Source organism: Chryseobacterium sp. GTID13 (assembly GCF_056172655.1).
Map to the genome: position 1 here is coordinate 1,097,055 of NZ_JAOCMB010000005.1, position 26,661 is coordinate 1,123,715.

Here is a 26,661-nt window from a genome sequence, read left to right on the forward strand (position 1 = left end):
TATTTTTGCATAGTAAAATAACGAATGATTATGTTATTGAAAGAAGCATCTGAAAAAAGAATCAGATTAATAACCATTATGGCTTTTATATCGATCCCGCTTTCCGGGTTCGTTACAGATATCTACTTGCCTTCCTTCCCTTCGATGGCAAAGGAGATGCACGTCTCTGAAAAAGATATCCAGATTACATTAACGTCTTATTTACTGAGCTACGGAATTTCACAGCTGTTTGTAGGAGGAATTCTGGACAGTATCGGACGCTACCGTCCAAAGCTTGTTGCCCTGTTCCTGCTGATCATCAGCAGTATTCTGATTACGATGACAGACAGTATTCTGCTGATCTGCCTGCTACGTATTCTCCAGGGAGCTGCAGTTTCTGTACTCGTTGTCGCTACAAGGGCTATTTTTGTAGACCTCTATGATTCTGAAAAAGTCAAGCATTATCTGAGCTATTTCACGATCGTCTGGTCCTGCGGACCTATCCTGGCTCCATTTTTAGGGGGATATCTTGAAAAATTGTTTAACTGGCATGCCAATTTCTATTTTCTTGCTTTTTATGCAGGAATGCTGTTTCTGTTCGAATGGTTTTTCAGTGGGGAAAGTCTGCCGGAGAGAAAGAAACTTAATCTTTCAGAGAACATCAGTCTTTACAAGATGATGCTGAAAAACAGAATTTTTATGCTGGGAATCTTTATTTTAGGGCTTAGCTACTCCATTGTAATGCTTTTCAATATCACAGGTCCTTTTATCATTGAGAATACCTTTCATTTTACACCGGTTATAATCGGATACTGTACCCTGATATTAGGATTTTCATGGATGATCGGCGGTTTTATAGGAAAAAGAAGACTTAAACTTGATTTTAAGGAAAGAATCTTACAGCCGATTATTTTACAGCTGATCCTGATTACAGGACTGATTGCAACCAGCTTTTATGCAGAGAGTCTGTTTATTATGGTTCCTTTTGCCTTTTTTATTCATATCTGTTCGGGAATTCTGTTCACTTCATTTTTTACCACAAGTATGTTATACTTCCCAAAAAATGCGGGTACAGCCGGCGGACTGATGGGTGGACTGGTGTATGTGATCACGTCTGTCACAAGTTTTATAATTTCGGTAAGCGGAAACGTTACGGAACAGCAAGGCCTCGCGTGGCGCTATCTGGCAATTGCCGTTATCCTTTTAGGAATCATCCTGGTGATGCACCAGGCCGTTAAAAAAGAACAAGCAGAGGGTTAGTCTCTGCTTTTTTTGTTTTAAAAAAGATTGCTGCCATTCATTTTGGACATTTATTTCAGAAATTCCGTCCGGTGGCCAGCTCAGTTTATCTGGTAACCTTATCTACAGATTCTCATAGGTCTGATCGACTAAAAAAGACACTGCTTTTTTTATTTTTTCGCGTCCTTCAGGAGTATTCAGATCGATGCCGCAAAAAATACTTCCATTTACCGACGCATACATATTAAGATAATAAAGTCCCGAAACCAGAATAGCCGATATTGCACGAAAATCCCACGACCGCTCTCCAAAATAGGGATCAGCAATCAGTTTAAAAAGGCTTTCCCCACTCTCTTCCTGCATATTGGTAAGCTTGGTTAAAGATTTCCGGGATTCGGATAAACGCCACAGTAATAATTTTTGCAGCTCCTTGTTGCTGTGTACGTAATCATATTGTTGTAGTAACATTTGTTCTACAGCAAATCTTCCACCGTCTCCTGTGTCAGGCAATACCTGATCGGTAGTCACATTACTCCAGTAATCCTGCGACCGGATATACTCATCCATAAGTCCATCCATACCGCCAAAATAGGTGTAGATCATTTTTTTATCTACTCCTGCAACGGTTGCAATATCATTTACTTTCAATGCTGCATATCCTTTTGATTTCAGAATTTTCCCAACGGCATCCAAAAACTTTTTTTACTGCGTTCCTTGTTCCGGATACTGCCTGCTGCTGATTTTCTTTCCATTATTACAGATTCGATTATACAAGTTTAAGAAAATTTTAATTATTTTAGACACTGCATAGTGTCTTGTTTCGTATATTTGCACAAACTAAACCATTTTATATATATTTCTAAAAACTATTTATGTTTCAAAACAACTAATGATGAGGTATTTAAAAAGGAAAAATGATTATCATCTACCATTTCAAATACCAAGTAAAGGTAAGAACACTAAATGTAAACAGCACCATTAAATGGTGCTGTTTTTTGTTTTTTTAAATAAGTACTAAAAATTATTTATTTAAGTTAGACTTCATATCTACTGACAGCTTCTTGTCACAGCTTCCCTTTAATTTTACAGAGTAATTTAAAAATTTTAAAGAAATGAATTTGGTATCAATACGTATCATTACTTCCAGCACTGAAAGTTTAGTAGGATTTTATGAGCAGATAACAGGAATTTCAGCAATACGGTATACCCCGGATTTTGCTGAAATGAAAACCCCAAATACCACTCTTGCTATCGGAAGCACTAAAACCCTGCAGTTTTTTGGCGGGGAAAGCGTGGCTCAACCTGCAGAAAACCGCACTGCAATAATAGAATTTCTGGTGGATGATGTAGATAAAGAATTTGAAAGGTTAAAAGATTTCCTGTCATCTAAAATTGTTCAGGAACCGACTGTAATGCCCTGGGGCAATAAATCATTGCTGTTCAGGGATCCTGATGGCAATCTGGTGAACTTTTTTACTCCGGTAACAAAAGAATCAAAAGAAAAGTTTACTGCCTAAAAAAATTTAGCTTATTAAAATCAGACGGAATATAAGGAATCAGCTAACTTCTGTTTGATAATTTGAATTGCATTCTTAAAAAACAAAAGTGACCATTTAGCAGATGGTCACTTTTATTGATCTGGTCAGCTGAAGGTATCAACTTAATAGAAAAATATATTTTTATATAAATGATTTGGTATTCATTAATGATCAAAATAGAAATACCCAGACTTAACCAGATTACCGCGAAACCGAATATTCTTTCTTACTGGAAAAAACATCGATCATTACCTTTGCAATTCTTTCTTTTTCCTCATCAGAAAGATTGGATCCTGAAGGCAGGCACAAACTGTTTCCAAACAGCTCCTCAGCTACTTTTCCTCCATAATATGGGGCATCTTGGAATATCGGCTGCAGGTGCATCGGCTTCCAGATAGGCCGGGATTCTATATCATCTTTCAGGAATGCCAGACGCAGGTCTTCATAATTTTTGGATGTCTTTGTTTCGTCTATTGTAATAACAGACAGCCAGTGATTGCTATAGAAATCGGAATTGGGTTCTGAAAATAATTTTACCCCCTCGAAATTCTTACAAAGCTCAGCATAAAAGCTATGTACCCCTCTGCGGCCTTCCACTCTTTCTAGTAGAACTTCCATTTGTCCGCGTCCGATTCCTGCACTAATGTTACTCATTCTGTAATTATATCCAATCTGAGAATGCTGGTAATGCGGTGCATCATCCCTGGCCTGTGTAGAAAGAAATACAGCCTGGTCTTTATCTTCCTGGGAATGGCACACCAATGCGCCCCCACCTGAAGTTGTAATAATTTTGTTCCCGTTAAATGATAAAATACCAAAACGTCCAAAAGTACCGCAAGCCTTTCCTTTATAGGTAGAACCCAATGATTCGGCAGCATCCTCAATTAAAGGAATATCATATTTTGTAGCAACTGATAAAATTTCATCCATTTTTGCAGGCATCCCGTAAAGGTTCACTACAATGATCGCTTTCGGTTTTTTACCTTTTGAAATCCTGTCTTCTATAGCTTCCTCTAAAGCTTCCGGACACATGTTCCAGGTATCTTTTTCGGAATCGATAAATACGGGAACAGCCCCCAGATAAACGATAGGATTAGCAGAGGCAGAAAAGGTCATCGACTGGCAAATAACTTCATCTCCAGGACCTACATTGCACTCGATTAATGCCAGGTGTAAAGCAGCGGTTCCTGCGGAAAGCGCAGCCACCTTAATGTCTTCATTCAAGAATTTCTCAAGATCTCGTTCAAAACCATCAACATTCGGCCCTAAAGGTGCTACCCAATTAGAGTCAAATGCCTCTTTGATGTACTTTAATTCGCTTCCTCCCAAATGGGGAGATGAAAGCCATACTTTTGATTTCATATTTCTACTTTTACTATTCTATATTTTTAAACTTCTACTCTTTATTACTTTTCCGGGATTACCTACTACAGTAGAGCCATCCGGGACATCGCTAATAATAACAGCTCCTGCACCAATGGTGCACCACTTTCCAATTTCTATTCCCTGTATTACGCTGGCTCCGATCCCGATGTGAGTTCCTTCGCCTACATATACATTTCCGGCCAGTGCCACGTTGGGAGAAATATGGACAAAATCTTCCAGAATACAGTCGTGATCAATGGAAGCATTGGTATTGATAATACAGTGCTTTCCTATTTTTACGGCCGCATTTACCGTAACGCCGGGCATTGCAACAGTACCCTCCCCGATTTTTACCCTTTTGGATATAACCGTTTTGGGATGAATAAGGGTAACATAATTGAACAGCTCTCCCTGGTTTACTATTCTTTTGCGCGTTTTATTATTTCCGATAGAAATAAGGATATCTATTTCATGCCGGGGAACCTCGTGAAGAACAGGATAGCTCAGCACTCTCTCCTTCAAAGGATTTTCATCGATATAAGCTTCAATATTGTAACCGGTTTCCTCAGCTACTTCAGCTACAACTTTGCCGTGGCCACTTGCTCCGTATAAATACATATTCTAACTACATTTAAATTAATTACTTCCATTAAAAATTTCTGCAGTTGCCTGCCCTGCCTGGTTTATACCCTCTTTTTTTATTACCTTTTTCAAAGTAAGAAGGATCACCCTGCAGTCTGTTTTAAATGACAAATGGTCTATATACCAAATGTCTAATTCAAATTTTTTAGTCCACGAAATAGCATTTCTTCCATTCACCTGTGCCCAGCCTGTAATTCCCGGCCGTATAGTATGTCTGCGTTTTTGAGATTCATTATATAAAGGGAGATACTGCGGCAACAGAGGTCTCGGACCTATAAGTGCCATGTCTCCTTTCAATACATTGATCAGTTGTGGAAGCTCGTCCAGGGAAGTCTGACGGATAAAACTTCCAACAGGGGTCAAGCGTTCCGAGTCGGGCAGAAAATTGCCCTTTTCATCCTTCCTGTCATTCATCGTTTTAAATTTGATGATATGAAATATCTTTTCATTAAGTCCCGGTCTGGCCTGAAAAAAGAATGGTTTTCCCTGGTTGGCAAAATACAGCAGGATGGTTACCACAATAAAAACAGGCGATAATAAGATCAGTCCTATTAAAGCGATCATAAAATCTATCATCCTTTTAAAAAACAACTTATACACGATATTCTCTTTCTTTAACCAGTTTATTGTATTCTCCCAACAAAGCCTCCCAAACCAATGACTGCTCGTAACGGGACTGAATCATAGATCTTGCATTAACTTTCAATTGATCATAATAATCCTGGTCCAACATTATTCTGCCCATTGCTTTTCCAAGCTGTTCACTATTTTTTACCGGAACAATTACTCCGTTTTGATTTTCTATAATAATTTCGTTGCATCCGTTGATATCGGAAACAATGCTTGGCAGCCCCATTGCCCCGGCCTGCATCACTACATTGGGGAAGCCTTCCCGGTAACTTGGAAAAGCCAGTGCGTGGGAAACCGCGAAATAGGGACGAACATCCTTCTGAAAGCCTACAGACAGGATATCGGGATGAGTTTCTATTTCTTTCAGGGTATCCGGATGCAGCGGATCTAGTTCCTGCTCCAAGGGACCTACCAGTAATAATTTAGAACGACGCTCTGGGTTTTCTGTCTTTTTTAAAAGGGAAAACGCATTCACCAATTCGTTAATTCCTTTATCGCCTACCAAACGGCCTACAAACACAAAAACAAAATCCGTATCCTGTATATTCAGTTCTTTTTTTAAATTCTCTTTCTGCTCTTCAGTAATCTGTTCAGGTGAGAAATAATTCAGATCGATCCCATTCACATTCCCGTTTCCGATTACTTTTAATGGTTTTGAGGTGATCCTGTAGTTGATCAGATCCTTTTTAACTCCTTCCCCTTCCGGATAAATGTGGGTAGCCGCCCAGCACAACAGCTGATCCATACTGATAAGAAGCTTCTGCACAGCACCTTTCCTTGTCGGGAAAATAAGTCCCGTAAAGGTGTGGATCCGGATGGGCACACCGGCAATTTTACCTGCCAGCATGGTCAAAAGTCCTGCTTTAGGAGTGATGGAGTGCACAATGACCGGTTTTTCAATTTTTAAAATTTTATACAGTCGGCAAAGAGAAACAAGGTCTTTCCAGGGACTGATTCCTCTTTCCATATTTACTTCAATCGTTTTTATACCTTCTCTCTGCTTCAGCTCGTCAAGCAAATGCCCTTCAGAAGTCACTCCCACAACTTCATAGAACTCATTGAGGAACTTTAACTGTCCTTTTAACAGAACATTTAAAGACAATGGTATGGTTGATGTCCGAATTAGTTTCATCATCAGTATAAGGATTGAATATCTTTTAACAATCTGTTTCTGCTTTCTGTAACCAGGCTCATCGACTGGTCCAGCTTCGATTTTATATGATCGTATTCTGAAATTGCCTTATCAAACATATTGATCAGCAAATCAGGCTGCACATCCTGAATCTGAACCACATAATCATCCAGATTGAAATCTCCCATGATTCCCAGTGCCTTATTACCTCCATATCCTATGGCAATGGAAGGAACCAGGGAAGTCAGTGAAAATATAATGGAGTGAAAACGGGTTCCCACGAAAAAGTAAAAGTTGGAATAAACCGCTTTCAGTATATCGCAGGATAAGTTCTCATTGATCCAGATAATATTAGGATCCTGAATCTTTTCAAGTAAATCTCTTATGGCATTACGGTCGTCTTCATGGGAATTAACTCCTAATGACTGGTTACACAAAGCGACTTTATATCCTTTATCCAACAAATGCTTTGTAAGGGCTACCACTGAGTCTATATATTTTTTATACAGAGCCTCCGGATTCGAAAGTCCCGGAAAACGCCATGGCCGGATTGTAACTCCTACAATTTTATCTTCTTTTTTCAGGTTATATTTCTGCAATACCTTCAACGCTTCTTCCTGGCTTCCTTTTTCCAGGAAAAACCCAAGATCCATTTCTACAGGAATTTTCTTCTCCAATAACTGGCCCAGGCTTTTTGCAGAAACATCCTCACGTGCATACACCAGATCCAGCTGACCTAGTACTGTACGCACCTGCTGTTTAACGGTTAAGCCTATAAACGGCCCAAATGAATTAGGTAGAAAAACAACTTTTTTCCCAACGCCTTGGCAAGCCTTACATAAAACAAGAAGTACCACATTAAGTAAGGTGCTGTTTTTTCACCATAAGCGTGAATGAAACCTCCTCCTTTTACAAAAATGGTTTTTGCCTCATGAAACTGCTTAACAGTCCGATAGGTTTTATCATCAAAGTTTTTCTTTACCTTTTCAAGATCGTTGCATATTTTAATGAGATACCGGGTGTTTTTAAAATCCATTCCGGCATTTTTAATCTGCTTTAAAAGCTCAAATTTGGATTCCTTAATATGCTGCTCAGAGTTATGCTGTCCTCTTCGGGGATGTTTTAAAATATTCTCCAATAACTTAAGGCCATGATCTTCAGACTGTTTACATAATAATTCTCTTTCTTCTTCAGTATCGCCTAAATCCAATATATATACTTCATCATAAAGTCCGGTATCTTTTGCCAGCCTCCAGCTTTCCCAGACCAATGCCTGATCTCCTTTATTCAAATCCGTTACTCCCGGTACTATTATAGCATTATTCATTCTAAATCAATTTTCCTTGTTTAATCCTGTGTGTATTTTGCTTTACTTTGCGGCTGATGTATATGTTCAGCAACACGCCGAAAGGAATGGCTATGAACGTATACAATTTATTGGGAGAGCCTCTAAAAAATTCCATTTTTTAGCAAAAAGACAAGAGGATATATAGTGTATTGAGTTCTTCAGCACAACTTTTTTGTTGATCCCATACTTCATTTTTATTTTTCTGTATTCAATAAATGAGTTGGGGCTGTCTTTATATCTTTTATATAATCCGTTGGACAATCCGTCCTGTTGGTATTCTATAATGCAATATATTTCGTTTGAAAGAAGAAATTTATGATTCTGGTCAATCAGGGTAAAGATCCAGCTGACTTCATGAAAAATTTCATTTTCAAAATAAGGATACGGCAGGTACTTTTTATAGACTTCCGTATCAAAAATATATTTTTTGTCACCTTTGATTTTGTAGAGGTCTACCAATTCAGAATAGGTGGATTCTTTTTTATCCGGCAATTGCTCACCCGCTACAGAACCATCTTCATAAGCATCCAGACCGATGATTCCAGCAGAATCGGTTTTTTTATTAGCCTTCCAGAATCTCAGTATTTTTTCAACGGCATCATCCGGTATATAATCATCAGAGTCGATACATGTAAATAATTCAGTATCTATATAGTTTAAAGCTAAAATCTGGGCTGCCAGCTTTCCTTTATTCTTCTGATAGTAGTATTGTATTTCTATTTTACCTTCTTCTATCCACTGCTGAACCTTGCCGGAAGTATGATCGCCGGAGCCGTCATCCACAATGATCCATTTGAAATCAGGATTACTCTGATTGCATAAAGAGTTATAAAGTCTTCCTAAAGTCTTTTCTCTGTTAAAAGTTGGTGTAAAAATGGTGATAGACTTCATGATGCACCCAATTTTTTAAAGATTTTATCAAACTCCTCTACCTGGTTTTTCTTATCATAGTTATTGACAATCAATGCTTTTCCATTGCCGGCAATAAAATTATACAGGTCCCTGTCATAGTATAGCTTACAGATGTACTCATAATAATCGTCTACATTATTATGGGTAGCGATATAGCCTGTAAAGTTGTGCAGGATATAATCCGTGACCCCTCCCACCGGATTGGCAATAACAGGAATTTCAAATGCCAAAGCTTCCATAATGACGCGGGGTAATCCCTCAGTATCAGATGGGTGAATGAGAATATCGCTGCTTTTAAAAATGCTGTATGGATCTTTCTGATTGAGCAGAATTTCTACATGACTGTCAAGTTTATACTGGCTAATCTCTGTGCGGATCTTATTTAAAAAATTCTCTGACACAGGGGTATCATATACAGCCCCCATCAGGATGATTTTAAAATTAATGTTACTATCCTTTAATTTCCTGGCTAAAGAAATTGACAGATCCTGCCCCTTTGCCGGTAAAAAACCACCGCAATGTAAAATCACTACAGGATCGCCTTCCTTACGTGCTACCCGTTCTCTTTTGTACTGTTCAACTTTCGTTAAATCAATTGCATTAGGTACAACAAATATTTTTTCTAACGGAGCCAAACCTCCTGTATAAATTGCCTGTCTTGTAGATTGAGATACTCCGATAAAATAATCGGAATTATACTTAAACATCAGCTTTTTAAGAAAGCCTATCGAATTATAAGCGAACCAGCCTCTTGCAAAATATGCGATCTTATAATTTTTCCCTTTCTTTAGAATCGAATTGGTTTTGATATTATTAATAATAACCACATCCGGTTTAAAGGTGTTCTGAAATTTTTTAAATTCTTTTTTCAGCCTCACCCAATCCAATAAAAACGAAATAATGTTTACCCCAATTTTAAAGGGATTTTTGGTACTAAAAATCGCAATAGGACTATCGTTCTTCTTTAAAATATGTATTGGAATTTTATTGGCCTGTACATCTTCTACAAACTCATTGCAACTCCCCCAGAAATCTACGATAACCGAATTATGCCCCTCTTCATTTAGTCGTTTCGCCAATTCTATGGTACTTTTACGAGCACCACCATGAATTTGAACGGCTTCAAGGAAAATTATATTCATTTTTATATCACTTTCATTATTGTTATATAATTAGATAAAAATTGAGTTATAAGTTTTTTTAAAGCTAAGTTTCACATGAATCAATAACCATCATCCCTTCAGGGCTAAAAGCCTGAAAATGTTATGATTATTTTCAATAATTAAAATGATTTTTTTCAAATCTGTGTGTGCAGATATCAATAGCGATGTAACAAAAATTATCTTTAAAATAATGCAATTATTTAATTAATTTGTTACAATAATCACATTATGAATGAATTTTCTACTACATAAAACAAATATACAAAAAAATAATATCTCACAAATATTTGAATCAAAGTTTATTTTCAATAACTTAAGCAAAAAATTAAAATTTACACTCAAATATTAAATTTATGTGAACTCATTTAAAAAATTATGAACAATTTCATATTCCAGATTCACCTTAGATTCATTCCAATTGAGGGCTGGATCGAAGAATCCCTGGCACTGATCATAAACATACGGCTGAAATCCATAACTGATTTCTACAATTAAAGGCCGGTCTTCAGAATCAAATATAAAATCGTACGCAACGCATATCATTTTCAGCTGCCGGGCAGTTTTAAATGCGATATCCACTGCTTCAAGATTAAATTTTCCCGGTGCAAATTCCAACCTGCCACTGCCGGATGCCCTGAAATCATTATCCCTGGTATTTCTTTTCAGATAATAGCACTTATCCCCAATTACAATAAGCCTTATATCATAAGTCAGTTCCGGGATAAATTCCTGGAAATAGACATAATTTCTCTGTTTGGGAAAAACCTTGTATTGTTGATCTACAAAAATCCCTTTGAATCCCCATTTCAGGACTCTGAGAAAATTGTGTGTGGTCTTCTGCCTCCAGAATCTCTCGATCGTATCAGTAAAAACCGTCCAGGAATCAAATGCAGCAAACCCGCTTCCAAATGCCTGGTTTACGATTTTTCTGGCCTGGCTTTTCGTTTTAATAAGCTTTACATTAATGGATCCCGCCCCACCTTTTAATTTGAAGACTTTCGGAAAAGATGTCTTTTCTATATACTCTTCCGCTTCTTTTTTATGGTAAAAAACATCTGCCTTTACCAACGGTACTTCCAATGCTTCCAAAAGATATTTCTGGGCCACTTTATCATCAAAATGCCAATAGGCGTCTTCACTCGGAAATGTCTTTATCCCGATCTGGCTGATGGATCTGAACAAGGTTCTCGCATGCAGCATATCTTCATAATAATTCTGGTTGAAATGCCACATAAAGTGGGTTACCTGATGTTCTTTTACCTGTGCAATGATATCATTATCAAAGGCATTTAATAAAACATACGGTATATTTTTCTCTTCCAGATACTCGATCCAGCGATCGGAAAAACTTCCTTTACGGTGATGTATTGCTATCTTCATTTCTTCTTTCTAAAAAATTTATAAAATAATCCTCCACCCATTATGCATCTGGCTAAAGACAAATTAATAGCAGCTCCCAATACAGAGTAAAAATGAATCAGGGGTATGCCAAAATAAAACCTAAAACAGAAGCAAATAAGGTGTTCGTCATGACTAATTTATCCTGGCGGTGAACAATAAAATAATTGAGCCCGAAAATATTATAGAGGGTATAACCAAACAATCCTATGGCCAGTATCAGCAGTATCCAGAATGCATTTTCGTAGTTCACATTCAGGTACCAGAAGATTAGTTTATTAAAAACCAGCACTCCGATGATCATAACGCTTATGGTGATCAGCATCATATTTTTGTACCACCGGAAAGCATCTTTCTTGCGGTTTAAGAAAGGGAAAAACACTCGGGAAAGAATTTCGATCAGGGTAACAATAAGATTCACTACTGTTAAAATAGCCTGATAGATCCCCACCAGCTTTGGTGTTCCTAAAATTCCAAGCAGGAAAGTACTGGTGTTATTATACAGGTTAGGCACAAACTGATTGATGAAAATCGGCGAGTTTATTTTTATGGTTTTAATGATCAGTTTATAAGGCAGGAAAATGAATTTCAGCTTATATTTCTTTACCAGTACATATTGCCCTACTAAACCCGCTCCTACATATCCTGCACTTTGCAGCAGAGGATAGATCCAGAAATCGCTTTCTTTTTTAATAAATATAAAAACACATAGGGTAAAAAACAGCTTAATCCCCAGATTCAGATAGGTGATATAGCGCATTTTTTCAATACCCTGAAAGAACCATTCCGGGAATAATACATAACCCAACAAAAGAAGGCTTGTATAAAAATAAATTTCTTTGTTTTCGTAAAAAGGCGGATACAGGAAGACTGCAATGGCAATAATAAGCCACGAAAGCAGCAGGAAAAGAGTTTTAATCGTTAAAACCTTACTGTAAATAATATTGAGCTTTTTCGGGCTGTCCCGGTAAATAGCCACATCGCGGGTGGCCGTGATCCTGAAACTAAAATCCGTTAAAGCCGTAAAATAAGCAATAAGGGACGCTGAAAAAACAATAACTCCATATTTTTCAAACCCTATTACCCTTAGAATATAAGGCAGGGTAACCAATGGCAGCACCATTCCTATTAACTGCAATGCAGATAATGAAACGAAGTTTTCCAGCAGCGCCTTCTTGTCTTTGGTATTAAAAATCTTTTTTATCCTGTTCACCATTATTTCAAGGTAATCGTTTCGCTGTTGTTTTTAAATCTCTGATCAAAGCCGTTTGCATTCCTGGAAGTTGCTCCCAGTTTTCCAAAGTCCATTTTCACATTAACCTGGTGGGAAGCGCCCTTAAATGATCTGAATTTTGCCGTTGCATTATTTTGTGATGAAAAGTTGCTGACCGTTATATTTCCGTTCAGCTGAGGGAAACCTCCGTTGGGTTTATCCCTGGTCATCGCCAGTCCAAAGCCTATTTTTGAACCGTTGTCTTTAAAATTGTTTATGGCTACTGAAATCGCCTTCTGCTGTTTGCCCACCATATTTCCCGGAGAAATGATGAGTCCGTAGTTGCCATTGTTTTCAGTTTCAATATTGTTAAGCTTAACATTTTTCACTTCGTAAGAATTGCTGTCCGGCTCAATATCTATTCCGGCCTGCGGATTGGTTCCGGAGGTGTTGGCAATGTAAGCGTTTTCCAACAGCAGATTGACCACTCCTCCAATGGTTAATCCGTTTCTGCGGTTATCTTTTAAGATGGTGTTCTTAATTGTTATATCTGAAGAATTGATATTGTTCCTGCTTCCTATACAGATCCCGTCTCCCCAGTTGCTTTCAATATAAGATCCGGTAATATTGATCTGGCTGGAAGACAAAATATAAATCCCCATTCCCCATTCTCCGGTAGTTGATAAGTGTTTATGCTTATCTCCGGTGATCGTGGGATAATAAATATCTACATTCTGGATATTGAATAAATTAAGCATCCCGTTGCGGTCTTTGCTGTTAGGTTTCATAATCAGCTTCGAATTCTTCTGGAAGAGGATTTTCTGATTGGATTTCAATGCAAGCCCGTTCTCATTAATAAGAACCGGAAAATCAGGCATGATAAGGATAGAGTTCTCATTGATCCCTTTCTGGATATAGGAAGTATAATCCGTATCTCCTTTTTTAGAATATCCCGCCGGCAAATAAGCCGTTAGATCCTTCGCTTTTTGAAAGTATGTATTTTTGACTGTATCATATCCCGACAAACGGTCTTTAACATAATATTGACAGCTTCCTAAAAAATATATCAGTACGAAAAATAATAAGATCGGTTTTTTCATTTTGCTAGATTTAATTTGTTAATCATTGTAAAGAATGGTATAAACACAACTAAGTTGATAAATAACGTAGCGGAAAGGGAACCAATATTAATCATCATCGCTGTCGAACAGCCAAAAGCTAAAATGATATATAAGAAAAATAAAACCGGTGAATTTGTAGTATAAGCTTTTGTCTCGAATCTGAAGGCAAGAATAGATAAAATAAAGATATAAATGTAAAAGAAGTACATTGAAAAATGATAAAGTCCCGCCACAGAAACCGGTACAATCTGATCCCTGGAACGTCCTGCCCCGTAGATATGATTATTGAATTTAATGTTGGTCTTATAATTATCATTTGAAAACTTCGACAGTACAGGTATATTCTGTGTGATATCGGATATAAAATAATAGTACTTGTCAAAAGGGTTTACCTGATTCTTCTGGTAGGAATCGAATCCTATGGCATAGTTGGCTACTCCCCCAAAGTAAGCGTTCAGTTGATAGAGTTTAAAAAAGCCTCCCACATCAGCACTTTTTGCATTACTGGAAAACTTGGCAAGTGATGCCACCATTAAAATAAGTACAAAGAAAGAAGACGTATAGGTAACTATTTTTCTTCTGTAAACCGGGTAAAAATAAATAAGTAACAGGATTAAAGGAAAGGAAGCATATACAATACTGAAACGGCTGATCCCGACAATAATGGTCGCATTAATTAACACAATCAGTATCGAAAGCATCAGCTTTGCCCCCTGTTTTATCTTAAACGAATTAATTAAAGAGAAAATATAAAGAACAATATATGCCCTCATCACCGGGAACATAATACTGACTAAAGGTGAAACACTTTCCAGATCCCCGGAAATTTTAAGTTTCAGATAGGTGGCAATGTCCCACACGAAGCTTAATTTGTGTAGGAAACTCCTGTTGGTTGCAATAATCAGGATAAACAGGAAGAAAAGGCCGGTGTTAACAGTATTTAAAGGTAAAAAATCCAGTTTCCCTTTCTGCGGCTTCGGTTCTTTTGATAAAGTACAGATATGATAGGCAATCAGTATAAACAAAAGCTCAATCAGCATCATAGAAACCGCATAAGCTTCATTGACCGTTGTGCTGCCGAATTTCAGTTTGTCTCCCGTGATAAAAAGAAAAGGAATCACCACGTACCGTACAATCTGCTGAATGGTAATGATCCAGAAAATAAAATAGGATTTAAGCTTTACAAATATGTTTGAAATAAATAAAGTGAAAAAACCTAAACCTATGGGTAAAAAATAAACATCCTGATAGGAAGTATTACTGATCTTCCCATAGATAAAGAAACCTATAGAGAAAAACAAAAAACTTAAAGTGAATAAAACTAATTTATATGATTTATTTACCTCCATGCTCAACAGGCTGCTTACTTCTCAGTTTAAATAAATAGTATAATACGGTACAAACATTCTAAAACGGAACAAGTCCGGAAAAGCCGGAAGAAAAAGCAACTTCGGCCTCTTCTTCCGGCTTTATTTTATTACAGTCTGGAATCACATTCTTCCAAAACTCCCTTTACATCATAAATAATCCCTTCTTCCTTTAAATAATGGCTCAGGTCGATATCCATAAATTCTTTGTGTGCAACCGTAAGGATAATGGCATCGAATTTTTCTTCCGGAATTTCATTAACGACATTAAGGCCGTACTCATGTTTTACTTCTTCCGGTTTTGCCCATGGATCAAACGTGGTAACATGTAAAGCATAATCCTCAAGACCGTGAATCACGTCTACCGCTTTGGTATTCCTTACATCAGGACAGTTTTCTTTAAACGTAATTCCTAAATTTAAAACTCTCGCTCCGTTGATCGTGATTTTCTTCTTGATCATGGTTTTTACCAGCTGGGAAGCCACATACTGCCCCATAGAATCGTTCAGACGGCGTCCTGCGAGTATAATTTCCGGGTGATATCCGTTTTCCTGGGCTTTCTGTGCCAGGTAATAAGGATCTACACCGATACAGTGCCCGCCTACAAGTCCCGGTTTGAAAGGTAAAAAGTTCCATTTCGTTCCTGCCGCTTCCAATACCGCATGGGTATCAATATCTAAAAGATTGAAAATTTTGGCCAGCTCATTCACAAAAGCAATGTTAATATCCCTCTGTGAGTTTTCAATAACCTTAGCAGCCTCCGCAACCTTGATGGTCGGAGCCAAATGGGTTCCTGCAACGATCACAGATTTATATAGGTTATTTACAATTTCCCCTATTTCAGGTGTAGAACCTGAAGTAACTTTCAAAATTTTCTCTACCGTATGCTCCTTATCTCCCGGGTTAATACGTTCCGGCGAATATCCCGCAAAAAAGTCTTCATTGAATTTCAATCCTGAAACTTTTTCCAGGACAGGAATACATTCTTCTTCGGTAACGCCCGGATATACGGTGGATTCATAAATCACGATATCTCCTTTGGACAATACTTTAGCTACAGTTTCCGAAGATTTATATAATGGAGTCAGGTCAGGACGGTTATGTTTATCAACCGGAGTAGGAACCGTGACAATGTAAATATTCGCATCCTGAATATCCCTGATATCTGCCGAGCAGTACAATCCTTTTTCAGAAGCCTGATTAAAAGGATTCTCCTGTTTTAGCACAGCTTGTAATATCTCATTTTCCACTTCCAGAGTATTATCTACCCCTTTATTCAGCTCCTCAATCCTTCCCTGATTGATATCGAAACCTACAACCGGATATTGGGTTGCAAACAATCGTGCTAAAGGCAGACCTACGTATCCTAAACCGATAACGGCAATTTTATATTGTTTTTCCACAAAAAGTCTATTTAAACTTGTTTATTTTAAATTTTCCCAATACCAGCTGATGGCTTCTTTCAAGCCTTTTTCTATGGTATGGGTGGGCTGATACCCTAATAATTTTTCTGCTTTTTCCACTGATGCCAGGGAGTGCGGGATGTCGCCTACACGGTTGGGTCCGTAAATGACTTCAACATCAGCAATTTTCTCATCGAATTCGCTCAGATACTTCTTAAGGTATCCGATCAGGCTGTTCAGAGTTGTACGGTCTCCAACAGCTGTATTATAAACTGTATTCACCGCTTCAGGATTCTCCGTAAGCATTGCGCGCTCATTCATCTGAATCACATTATCGATGTAGGTAAAATCACGTGAATAGTCTCCTGTTCCGTTTATTGTAGGAGATTCATGGTTGATCAGCTGCTTTACGAACAAAGGAATCACAGCAGCATAAGCTCCGTTCGGATCCTGTCTGCGTCCAAAAACATTGAAATATCTCAGGCCAATACATTCTATTCCGTAAGTTTTCCCGAATACATCAGCATACAGCTCATTCACATATTTGGTAATGGCATATGGTGATAACGGCTTCCCGATTACATCCTCCACTTTAGGTAAAGATGCCGAGTCTCCATAGGTAGAAGATGAAGCTGCGTATACAAAACGCTTTACTTTGGCATCACGCGCAGCAATCAGCATATTTAAAAATCCGGAAACATTCACGTCATTACTGGTAGCAGGATCTTTAATAGACCTTGGAACCGAACCCAATGCCGCCTGGTGCAAAACATAATCTACATTTTCCACCGCTTTCTGACAAACTTCCAAATCACGGATATCTCCTTCAATGAGCTTATAGTTCGGATTTTCCATAAAAGGCTCAATATTATGACGGTGTCCTGTTGCAAAATTGTCCAGGCAAACAACATAATGTCCTTTATTTAAAAAATACTCCGTTAAGTTAGAGCCTATAAAGCCCGCTCCGCCTGTAATTAAAATTTTATGCATTTTTATGATTTAAAAATTTTCTTCCACCAGCTATTTTTATCTTTGGTCTGGCTGTATCCATAACCGTAGCTATAGTTATATCCATATCCTCCTGCACGCCTTGAAACATCATTGATGACAAAGGATACATTGGAAAGCTTAGAATCTTTTACCAGATCGTTGGCAAAATCTATCAGTATATTTTTAGATATTCCTGATCTTACTACGTATAGTGTCGCGTCTGCCGTATCTGCAATGCTCAGTGTATCTGAAACCAGCATCAGCGGTGCAGAGTCAATAATAATATAGGCATACCTGGATGACATCTGCTCAATAAGCTTTTGATAACGGCCATTAGAAAGCAGTTCCTGTGGATTCGGAGGAATAGCTCCAGCATAGATAACATCACATGAAGGGTTGGTGGTTGAAGTATGAACAAGATCTTCCACATTCACCGAATCATCGTATAAGAATTCCGTAAGACCTTTTCTTTTTACCGGTTCACTGTCGTATCTCTGGATCTGAGGATTACGGATATCCGAACCAATCAGAAGGGCTCTTCCGCTTTTATTCGCAATGGTAAGGGCAAGATTAACGGATACCAGGGTTTTACCCTCTCCTTTTACAGAGGAAGTTACCATGATCACTTTAGCCGAATCTTTAGCAGGAAGAACAAATTTAAGGTTGGAAACCAAAACCCTGAATGCTTCCGCCAGTTCTGAAAAGTCGTTTTTCTGCACCAGGTGGTTTTCACTGTCTTTAAGTGACGGGATATCTACCAGTACGCCTAATCGGGAACGTTCTTTGATGTCGTCTCTGCTATAGATTTTGTCATCCAAAAGGAACAACAGATAGAAGATGGCAAAAGGAATTAAAATTCCAAGGAAAAAAGCACCTGGAAAAATAATATCTTTTTTAGGAGACACTACTGCATCTTCAGTAAATGCCGGGTTAACAATTTTAGCTTTCGGAACGTCTACAGACAGGTTAATTGCATTTTCCTCTCTTTTCTGAAGAAGGAATAAGAAAAGCTGTTCTTTAAGGTTCTGCTGACGCTCAATTCCCCTGTATACTTTAGATTGGCCGGGAACTTTTTCTATAACGCTGTTATTTGTGGTGATCTGGTTTTGAAGCTGGGAGATCCCTGTTTGTACGGTTTGTTTCTGCTCGCGGATATTGTCACGGATAACATCCTTAAGAGAAGCAATTTCCCTGTTCATTTCTATGACAGCCGGGTTTTCATTTGTAGCCTGCTTCAGGGTTTTGTTCCTGCTGATAATAAGTAAATTATACTGAGAAATCGTTTGTTCCAGCGAAGGATTAAGCCCCAGGTTTGAAGGCATAAGCTGGTTGTTGCTTTTAGAAGCTTCCGCCGAAAGTGAGTTCAGAAGGTCCAGCTGAGCCTGCTGCTGAAGAAGTGCCTTGGTATTTTCACTGGTATTCTGCAATGCCAGCTCTGCCTGAGCCTGTAAATCAACAATACGGTTGCGGTTCTGGAAATCTTCTTTCTGGTTTTCCACTCCGGAAAGATCTTTAGTGATCACCTCCAGTCTTTTATCGATAAACTCCTGGGTATTCTGTGCCTGAAGGTTTTTATCTCTCTGCCCGTCCAGGTTATATTGCTTGGTAACTTCGTTAAGGATGGCTTCGGATTTTTCAGGAAGGGTCCCTATCAGGCTGATGTCCATTAGCATAGCCTTTTCATCCGGTAAATTTACCTGAATTGTTTTTTCAAGTTTCTTTACTTTCTCAATTGGGTTCCAGAAGATAATTTTATACTCCGATTTTGCAGCAATTGGGAAATTTCTCTGAAGAACCACTGTTCCGAAATCCAATTGTACAGGAACATTGAATTTCCCTGTGAACTCCTTTTTTTATCGTTTTGAAGGGTAAACTGGTCTCCCTTTATTTCTGTAATAGAATAAGCAGCCGATACAAACTTTTCTTTGGTATAGGTTAATATCTTTGCTGTAATAGGTATTTTGGAAAAGAGCTGTGAATCTTTAATCTCCCCCGCGCTGTAGTATTCTACATTGAGATTAAGGTTTTTCACCACCTGCATCAGTATGGGCCTCGAGTTAACAACAGCAGCCTCACTCTTCAGCTCATCTGAATTTCCCAGGCCTATTCCCAGGTTATCAAGATCTGCTAACGCCGAAGAAAGGTCGTTTTGTTTTTTATCAAATTTAAGGGTGGTTTTGGTTTGGTATTTAGGCACACTATACCTCAGATAGATATAAGCACCTGATAAAAAGATCAAAATAGAGGCAATAAACCACGGCCATTTGTAGAGGTATTTGGAAATGGTTTTTCTGATATTCAATTTTTCCTCTTTAGCCTGAAATTCTGTCTGCTGCATATTTTATCGTCTTGTTAAAGCAATAATAAGAGTACCTGCCGTCAGCAAAGCACCGATAATCTGGAATGTAAGTGCCCTGTTCGGATTGGAATTCGCCTGAACCTGCTTATTTTTATCCGGCTGTACATACAATATGTCGTTTTGCTTCATATAGTAGTACGGTGAGCTTACGATGTCCGATCTGGTAAGGTCAATATTGACTACCTGATCTGCTCCGTCGTCTCCGGTACGGATAAGCTTTACGTTTGTACGGTCCCCAAAATCCGTCATATCCCCTGCAAGACCCAGTGCCTGGAACACATTAATCTTTTGGGAAACACTTACTTTCTGCCCCGGTTCCTTCACTTCACCTAAAACACTTACATTGAAATTTTTCAGACTGATGGATACCATAGGATCTGTAAGATATCTTTTAAGACGGGTTTCCAGCTCCTGTTTAAGCTGTACCTGCGTCATTCCTTTGGTATATACATTCCCCAATACTGGGAAAGAGATATATCCTTCCTCATTCACCAGATATTCGCTTGGCTGTACGTATTGGTTAATTCCCGTATTGGTATCACTTCCTACCTTATTTGTCGTATTAAGGTTGAAGGGCTTTACTGCAATTTCGTCAAGTGCAGAAACCAGGATAAGGAGAACATCTCCCTCCTGAATATGCAGACCCTGAAACTTTGCCCTGGACACTTCCTCTTCCATATTATTCTTCGACATGTATACCATATTCTGCTTGGGTTTACATGATAGTAAAATAACCGAAAACAGTATCAGATACGTAATAATAGTTTTATTCATATGTTTTTTTAATCTATTGTTTTAACGCTCAGCTTATTAGAATTAATCATATGTGGAGCGTGTTACGAATATCTTTATTTATTATTTAAATCTCACGTGTACGTGAAAATCTATGACGTGCTCTATTATTTTAAGATTAATTCTTTTCGCAGCAATTTTCGTTCCGATTAAAAGAAATCATCAAAAATATTTGATTATTTTTATTTCTTTTTTCACATAATTAAAACTATGTTACTGATAGACTTCATGTTCCGGTGTTTTATCTAAAATTTCAAATTCTGAATTATTACTTATAAATTCCGGAACAATCACTTTTAAAATTTTAACGACCTGCAGACTGTCCTTTTTTATAGCTGCCCGCATGATCTGCTTGCATAAAATCTCGATGTCTTCAAATTCCATCAGCGGATCCCTTGAGATCATTATTTTTTCATGATGGGTAGGAATAGTCGTGGAATTATCCGTTAAGAGCTCCTCATAGAGTTTTTCACCGGGCCTCAAACCGATAAACTCTATTTTAATATCTATATCCGGTGTATATCCGGATAACTTTATCATTCTTTTTGCCAGATCAAGGATTTTAATCGGTTTCCCCATATCAAAGACATAAATCTCACCTCCTTTCCCCATGGTTCCGGCCTGAAGCACCAATTCGCAGGCTTCGGGAATCGTCATAAAATACCGGATGATATCGGGATGGGTAATGGTGACCGGTCCTCCTTTTTCAATCTGTTTTTTGAAGTGCGGGATAACAGAACCGTTGGATCCCAAAACATTTCCAAAGCGGGTGGTGATAAATTTCGTCCTATTTCCCGGAAAGTTTTGTAACGACTGTACAAAAAGCTCAGCCGCCCTTTTGGAAGCCCCCATCACATTGGTAGGATTCACAGCCTTGTCCGTAGAGACCATGACGAAACAATCCACATTATATTGTCTGGACAGCAAAGCTAAATTTTTAGTTCCACCAATATTGACAAAGATAGCTTCATGAGGATTATCTTCTATTAAAGGAACATGCTTATAGGCTGCGGCATGGTAAACTGTTGAAAACCGGTACTGTTCAAACAAACTTTCAAGCCTGTAATGGTTTGAAATATCTGCCAGCACAAATTTGAAGTTTTGATTGGGAAATCTTTCCAGCAATTCAAGCTTAAGCTCATACAAAGGAGATTCAGCCTGGTCCACAACAACAATAAGCGATGCACCCAACTGAGCAACCTGTCTTACAATTTCACTCCCTATTGACCCTGCTCCTCCGGTTATCAGAATATTTTTGCCAAAATGAGCGCTTTTCACCTCTTCATTTTCTATTTTTATAGGTCTCCGTTCCAGCAAGTCTTCAATCTGAAGCGGACGGATACTTCCTACAAGACCTTCTTCGGTAACTTTGCTGATATCAGACGCCTTCAGTACCTTCAGCCCTTTATCCAGTGCAAGGGTGATCCATTCTTCCATTTTCGGCCTGCTCATTGTTTCCCTGATTAAAACGGCATCGAACCGGCTGGTAAGACGTTCATTTTTAAGAAGCTCTTTTTTATTATATACCTTATGCCCCAGAAGCATTGCTTTTTTGGAATCAGATCTGGCACTAAAAAACCTGCCAGCCTATAAGCCTGTCCAGGACTGTGAATAATAGCGTTGGCCAGTGATACAGATTCATCTTCTACTCCGGCAACAGCGATCCTTAATCTGGACGAGCCATTTCCAGCCCGCATAAACATTTTAAAAAGCTTCTTGGTAACCATTCTGAAAAAGAACATCAGAAAGACGGAAATAAAGAAAAATAAAAAGAGTGCCGGATACAGATAAACAGGCTGTCCTAAAGTGACATGCGAAATATAACTCAATCCCAGCAATACCAAGAGCGTACTACCGGAAGACCACAAAATCCTGAAAAAATCGAAAAAGGTAGAATATCTTATAATCCCTGCGTAAGTTTTAAAGAGAAGCATAAACAGAATATTAACAAGAATAACCACAAAAATTTTCTCATTGGAATATTCAGTAAAATTAATTTTTACATGCAGGTTTATTAAGAATAGATACGTAGTTAATACAGAAAAAGAAACGATTGAAACATCAATAAAAAAACCAACCACCTAGGTATATATCTTAATTCTTTGATTTTAAAAACATTCACCATACTACAAAAGACCTAAAACGTTATTTTTTTGCTTAATTCAACATTTGGTGGTTTTTAATTTTAAGCAAATATAATTAATTATTAATGATATTTTTCAATACTATTTATTAATTTATACATAATATATTATAAATATTGCAATATAATTATCCTTTAAATATTCATATCTCATTGCTGTACAATATTTTCAGCTTTGAATTTGCACAAGAAAACACAGATAATATTTAACATTTTTTAATAGTAATTGTATACTTTTTGTAAGGTAAAAACCAAGATACCGGATAGTGAAATATTCTATATTAACTCAAAATTAAGAGGTGCTTTGTATTAAACAAAAGCACCTCTTTTTTACTTACAAATCTTTGCGTACGTGGTAATGCGGGGAATTTTCCAAACGACTTATCCTCTCGGATTCCGCTACATCCAGTTTGAACATTTTAAAAATTTCATCCATCATCTGTAATTTTCATAAAAGTATAAAATATTTTATTAATCATATTTTTGAAATCCACATTCAAACCAAACCATATTTTCATATGAAAATTTGTATAGAATAAATTTTAAAAAACGGACAAGCCATTATTGAAGTGTATTATTTACAATTAATACATATTGAATTTATAATAAATAAAAATTAAAAGCATAATTTTACACAAATTACTTCAAATAATGGTAAAAAACCTTCAAATCCATATTTTCCATACGTTTAATTTGAACTTCGTTATCTTTTAGTTAATACAGATTTTAATAGCTGATCTGAGAAACCCAAGTCTTCTCAGATTTATTTTTAATGGTTAAATCATAACTAATTATTTAAGAACTAAACCTTTAAAGCTCTGTTTACTTATAACCGGAATATTTGCTAATACAATCATATGAAAAAACTCTTCTTTATTTTAAATCTTGTATTCTGCCTGTTGGTAAAGGCTCAGGATTTAGCTGCCTATAATAAAATATACAATAAAACCTATTTAGAAACCGCTCCCAAAGATTTCAAAAAAGCACTCTATATTGCTGATTCTTTATATAAGGCTTTTGAAACGCCAACCCTCCGGGCAAAAAGTTTAATGCTTTCTGCCAACATTTACAGAGATGCGAAAGAGTTTAAAAAAGCCCTGTCGTATGCCGAAAAAGCTGAAACAATTATTGAGAATACGGATGATTTAAACTGGCAGGCACGGATTTCTCTCTTTTTAGCCGGTCAATACCGTGGTGTTGAGCTCTATAGCCAGTCAAAAAAATACGCTCAAAAAACACTCGAAACCGGTAAAATGATTAAGGACACGTTAATAGCGCATAAAATCCAGGGATTGATTCTGCAAGAAATGGCCTATTACGAAATGGATCAGAAAAAATACAAGAAATCCAACCAGTATATTCAGCAATCTCAGCTTCACTTCAACAATGTCATAAAAGAAAAAGATTTTTTTACTGCTGATAACGAACAGATGCTTGGTTCCAATTATTACCATCTGAAAAATATGGATGCTTCTTTATTTCATTATAAGAAGGCTTTAAATTTAGCTAAAGATATTCCTGAAAATGAAACTACAGGTTATATTTACATTGGCCTGGCTAATGTATATGTAGAAAAAAAGATGCGCTCAAAGCCAGACAATACCTGGACCTTGCCAAAAAAGTATCTGAAAAGACTGAAAACCTTGAACTAAAAAAAGAGGTTTACAGCACAGAGAAACAATATTATTTGCTGACCGAAAATATTGAAAAGCTTAAAGTCATAGACCAGAGAAAAGATACACTAGAGAAAAAATAGAAACAAAGACCCGTCAGTTTATCGATGAATCATACACCAGGCTTGATAAGAAAATAGCAAAGGCAGAGAACAAAAGTATTCAGAAGAACTATTTTATTCTTGCTGCTGTGGTTCTTCTCATTATTACCCTCATACTTTATATACGGTCTAGAATACAGCAAAAAGAGAATATTGAGAAGTTCAGGCAGATAATAGAAAAAGCTCATGAAAAGTCTCAACCTGAAAATATCATTAGTTTAAATACAGAAACCATACCGGCACCTCAGATAGAAAGCAGTTCTCCACCTGTAATGATGACTCCTGAAACCGAGCAAAAACTTCTTGCAAAGATGAAAAAATTTGAAAAATCCAATCTTTTCAATAATAAAAACATCTCTCTCCCATATCTTGCCGGCCATTTCGAAACCAATACCAAATATCTTTCCTATGTAATCAACACTTATAAAAAGAAAGATTTCAATAACTATATTAATGAATTGAGGATTAATTATATTATTGAAAAACTTAAAAATGATCCACAATACAGGAATTATAAAATGGCTTCCCTGGCGGATGAAGTTGGCTTTTCATCACACAGCAAATTCACTACGGTATTTAAAAAAGTAACCTCTTTATCCCCTTCTCTTTTTATAAAATACCTGCAGGAAGAATCCCAAAAGCAAAAATCCGCAAGCCACTAAAAAACAACACGATACAAACATTATATACCTTGTTATTTTCCCGAAAATGGCAAGGTATTGTCTTTTCATATGCTTGCAGAGCAGCTACTTTTGCAGGGATTTCACTAATAGCCATCAGGAAATTTTACCCTCTGACTATATGTTATTATTGGATACTTACCATTAGCCGTCACACTAAAACCTAAGAATAATTACAAAATGCAAAAGCTATTATTAACTTTATTGATTCCCTGTGGAATTTTTGCTCAAGTTGGTATTAACACCTCGTCACCTTCAGCAACATTTGATGTAACGGCAAAAAATGCCACAGGAACAAACACGGCAGCAGAAGGTATGCTAATCCCGAGAATTGACAGGCAAAGAGCACAAAGCATGACCGGAGTTACACCTTCCACCCTTATTTATGTGGATAACATAGCTACCGGAACGCCAACTGGAAATGCAGTGAATATTGATAACACAGGTTTTTATTTTTTTGATGGAACCGTCTGGGTGAAACTGAATACCAATATTTACAATTCCAATGGCTCTCTTACAGAAAACAGAATTGTCACACAGAACGGTAATACACTGGCATTCAACGGTACAGTTCTCAATGCCTTTTCCGTAGCCGGGACTACATTTTCTGTAGATGCAGCCAACAACCAGGTGGGAATAGGAACCAGTAATCCTACAGCAAAATTAGAAATAGCATCAGGTGTGGCAGGAAGTTCCGGATTAAAATTCACCAATATCAATAACAGCACTAATCCTACCTCCAACACTTCCCCCTGGGAATTGATGCCAATGGAAATGTCGTGGTGCAAAGCTCTGTAACCACTTCATTCAGGTCATTCAATATCAATGCAGGCACTCCCACGAGTTTCTCTGTTGCTATTGGCTCCTTAGAATTCCGGTATCCTTCCACCACCTGTACCAATACAGATTCTTATATCCAGGTAAGAACAACTACCGGAACCAATAATACAGGTATTATTCATGGAATGTACAGAACGGCACAAAACGGATCTGCCTTTATTAATAGTGTTCCTTTAACTATAACCCCAACTTTTGCCAATATAGGAGCAGGCATTCCGTCCAGCCCCAACCCTGCTTTGATTCCTGTCAATTGTGCACAGGATGGCCTCGCACAGTTTACCTTCTTTTCTTATGTGGATAAAACTTTCTATAGAGTCAGCTTTCATATAGCAGATGGGGACAGCCTTGGCTTTGGTGCCTTGGGATATGTTTTTGTAGAGTTTCAGAAATAATTTTGCTTCTAAGCCTTCTTTAACCAATATTATAATCATCAGTTAAAATACATCAATAATGGTTGCCATGCCTGACTTTGATTAAATAATCTATAAAATAAAATTCTCATTGATGCTTAAAAATAGTTCATCCCATTAATTCTTTTAATGATTTTACGATTCTAAAGGCACAATTGATTTTCAGCCCATGCAGAAATTCCCTCAATTCTTCTGCAGGTTTCTTACATGGCCGGGTGCTCCG

24 protein-coding genes and 1 pseudogene are annotated in these 26,661 nt (G+C 37.5%); 6 read left to right on the top strand and 19 right to left on the bottom strand.

Annotated elements, in window-relative coordinates:
- The first annotated feature begins 24 nt into the window (after nt 1–24).
- On the top strand, nt 25–1,239 hold the full coding sequence (locus tag N4G44_RS11435; RefSeq protein WP_474926896.1) for an MFS transporter: 1,215 nt from the start codon (nt 25–27) through the stop codon (nt 1,237–1,239).
- A gap of 102 nt (nt 1,240–1,341) precedes the next feature.
- Here the strand turns inward: N4G44_RS11435 and N4G44_RS11440 are convergent, their stop codons facing one another.
- Nucleotides 1,342–1,911, bottom strand: coding sequence for a TetR/AcrR family transcriptional regulator (locus tag N4G44_RS11440; RefSeq protein ID WP_474926898.1), 570 nt, complete (start codon nt 1,909–1,911; stop codon nt 1,342–1,344).
- A 419-nt stretch (nt 1,912–2,330) separates the two neighbouring features.
- Here N4G44_RS11440 and N4G44_RS11445 point away from each other — a divergent pair, with 419 nt between their 5' ends.
- A complete protein-coding gene (locus N4G44_RS11445) occupies nt 2,331–2,735 on the top strand; it encodes a VOC family protein (protein ID WP_474926900.1) in 405 nt (134 codons plus the stop codon).
- 222 nt (nt 2,736–2,957) lie between these two features.
- On the opposite strand, the gene N4G44_RS11450 is transcribed toward N4G44_RS11445, so the two are convergent.
- The 18 genes and pseudogenes from N4G44_RS11450 to N4G44_RS11535 form a co-directional block, all read right to left on the bottom strand.
- The gene (locus tag N4G44_RS11450; protein ID WP_474926904.1) at nt 2,958–4,118 is read right to left on the bottom strand and encodes an aminotransferase class I/II-fold pyridoxal phosphate-dependent enzyme; all 1,161 of its coding nucleotides are present in this window, start codon (nt 4,116–4,118) and stop codon (nt 2,958–2,960) included.
- Between the two features lie 18 nt (nt 4,119–4,136).
- On the bottom strand, nt 4,137–4,739 hold the full coding sequence (locus N4G44_RS11455) for an acetyltransferase (RefSeq protein ID WP_474926908.1): 603 nt from the start codon (nt 4,737–4,739) through the stop codon (nt 4,137–4,139).
- Nucleotides 4,740–4,757: 18 nt separating this feature from the next.
- Nucleotides 4,758–5,363 (bottom strand): sugar transferase, encoded by a 606-nt coding sequence (locus tag N4G44_RS11460; protein WP_474926911.1) that lies wholly within the window; start codon nt 5,361–5,363, stop codon nt 4,758–4,760.
- On the bottom strand, nt 5,356–6,528 hold the full coding sequence (locus N4G44_RS11465) for a glycosyltransferase family 4 protein (RefSeq protein ID WP_474926914.1): 1,173 nt from the start codon (nt 6,526–6,528) through the stop codon (nt 5,356–5,358). The genes N4G44_RS11460 and N4G44_RS11465 overlap by 8 nt, the downstream gene beginning before the upstream one ends.
- Complete coding sequence (locus N4G44_RS11470) at nt 6,528–7,382, bottom strand: polysaccharide pyruvyl transferase family protein (protein ID WP_474926917.1); 855 nt, start codon at nt 7,380–7,382, stop codon at nt 6,528–6,530. The genes N4G44_RS11465 and N4G44_RS11470 overlap by 1 nt, the downstream gene beginning before the upstream one ends.
- Nucleotides 7,298–7,852 carry a hypothetical protein gene (locus N4G44_RS11475; RefSeq protein ID WP_474926922.1) on the bottom strand — a complete coding sequence of 185 codons (555 nt, stop codon included), beginning with the start codon at nt 7,850–7,852 and terminating at the stop codon, nt 7,298–7,300. The genes N4G44_RS11470 and N4G44_RS11475 overlap by 85 nt, the downstream gene beginning before the upstream one ends.
- Before the next feature lie 90 nt (nt 7,853–7,942).
- The gene (locus tag N4G44_RS11480; RefSeq protein ID WP_474926925.1) at nt 7,943–8,764 is read right to left on the bottom strand and encodes a glycosyltransferase family 2 protein; all 822 of its coding nucleotides are present in this window, start codon (nt 8,762–8,764) and stop codon (nt 7,943–7,945) included.
- On the bottom strand, nt 8,761–9,927 hold the full coding sequence (locus tag N4G44_RS11485; RefSeq protein WP_474926926.1) for a glycosyltransferase family 4 protein: 1,167 nt from the start codon (nt 9,925–9,927) through the stop codon (nt 8,761–8,763). The genes N4G44_RS11480 and N4G44_RS11485 overlap by 4 nt, the downstream gene beginning before the upstream one ends.
- Before the next feature lie 372 nt (nt 9,928–10,299).
- Nucleotides 10,300–11,328 (bottom strand): ATP-grasp domain-containing protein, encoded by a 1,029-nt coding sequence (locus N4G44_RS11490; RefSeq protein WP_474926930.1) that lies wholly within the window; start codon nt 11,326–11,328, stop codon nt 10,300–10,302.
- A 97-nt stretch (nt 11,329–11,425) separates the two neighbouring features.
- Nucleotides 11,426–12,562 carry an oligosaccharide flippase family protein gene (locus tag N4G44_RS11495; RefSeq protein ID WP_474926932.1) on the bottom strand — a complete coding sequence of 379 codons (1,137 nt, stop codon included), beginning with the start codon at nt 12,560–12,562 and terminating at the stop codon, nt 11,426–11,428.
- A complete protein-coding gene (locus tag N4G44_RS11500; RefSeq protein WP_474926935.1) occupies nt 12,562–13,659 on the bottom strand; it encodes a right-handed parallel beta-helix repeat-containing protein in 1,098 nt (365 codons plus the stop codon). Before N4G44_RS11500 ends, N4G44_RS11495 begins: the two co-directional genes overlap by 1 nt.
- Nucleotides 13,656–14,981 (bottom strand): O-antigen polymerase, encoded by a 1,326-nt coding sequence (locus N4G44_RS11505; RefSeq protein WP_474926938.1) that lies wholly within the window; start codon nt 14,979–14,981, stop codon nt 13,656–13,658. The genes N4G44_RS11500 and N4G44_RS11505 overlap by 4 nt, the downstream gene beginning before the upstream one ends.
- A gap of 176 nt (nt 14,982–15,157) precedes the next feature.
- Nucleotides 15,158–16,450 carry a nucleotide sugar dehydrogenase gene (locus tag N4G44_RS11510; RefSeq protein ID WP_474926939.1) on the bottom strand — a complete coding sequence of 431 codons (1,293 nt, stop codon included), beginning with the start codon at nt 16,448–16,450 and terminating at the stop codon, nt 15,158–15,160.
- A gap of 21 nt (nt 16,451–16,471) precedes the next feature.
- A complete protein-coding gene (locus N4G44_RS11515; protein ID WP_474926940.1) occupies nt 16,472–17,440 on the bottom strand; it encodes an SDR family oxidoreductase in 969 nt (322 codons plus the stop codon).
- Between the two features lie 2 nt (nt 17,441–17,442).
- A complete protein-coding gene (locus tag N4G44_RS11520; RefSeq protein WP_474926942.1) occupies nt 17,443–19,254 on the bottom strand; it encodes a GumC family protein in 1,812 nt (603 codons plus the stop codon).
- Nucleotides 19,161–19,778, bottom strand: coding sequence for a Wzz/FepE/Etk N-terminal domain-containing protein (locus N4G44_RS11525; protein WP_474926943.1), 618 nt, complete (start codon nt 19,776–19,778; stop codon nt 19,161–19,163). Before N4G44_RS11525 ends, N4G44_RS11520 begins: the two co-directional genes overlap by 94 nt.
- A gap of 3 nt (nt 19,779–19,781) precedes the next feature.
- Complete coding sequence (locus tag N4G44_RS11530; protein WP_474926946.1) at nt 19,782–20,492, bottom strand: polysaccharide biosynthesis/export family protein; 711 nt, start codon at nt 20,490–20,492, stop codon at nt 19,782–19,784.
- Between the two features lie 312 nt (nt 20,493–20,804).
- Nucleotides 20,805–22,716, bottom strand: a pseudogene (locus N4G44_RS11535) (polysaccharide biosynthesis protein).
- Between the two features lie 875 nt (nt 22,717–23,591).
- Here N4G44_RS11535 and N4G44_RS11540 point away from each other — a divergent pair.
- The 4 genes from N4G44_RS11540 to N4G44_RS11555 all read left to right on the top strand — a co-directional run bounded on the left by N4G44_RS11540 (nt 23,592) and on the right by N4G44_RS11555 (nt 26,420).
- Complete coding sequence (locus N4G44_RS11540; RefSeq protein ID WP_474926947.1) at nt 23,592–24,386, top strand: tetratricopeptide repeat protein; 795 nt, start codon at nt 23,592–23,594, stop codon at nt 24,384–24,386.
- A gap of 211 nt (nt 24,387–24,597) precedes the next feature.
- On the top strand, nt 24,598–25,170 hold the full coding sequence (locus N4G44_RS11545; RefSeq protein WP_474926949.1) for a helix-turn-helix domain-containing protein: 573 nt from the start codon (nt 24,598–24,600) through the stop codon (nt 25,168–25,170).
- Nucleotides 25,171–25,368: 198 nt separating this feature from the next.
- Complete coding sequence (locus N4G44_RS11550; RefSeq protein WP_474926952.1) at nt 25,369–25,986, top strand: hypothetical protein; 618 nt, start codon at nt 25,369–25,371, stop codon at nt 25,984–25,986.
- Nucleotides 25,971–26,420: a hypothetical protein gene (locus N4G44_RS11555; protein ID WP_474926956.1), complete on the top strand. Its 450-nt coding sequence runs from the start codon at nt 25,971–25,973 to the stop codon at nt 26,418–26,420. The genes N4G44_RS11550 and N4G44_RS11555 overlap by 16 nt, the downstream gene beginning before the upstream one ends.
- Nucleotides 26,421–26,661 lie beyond the last annotated feature (241 nt).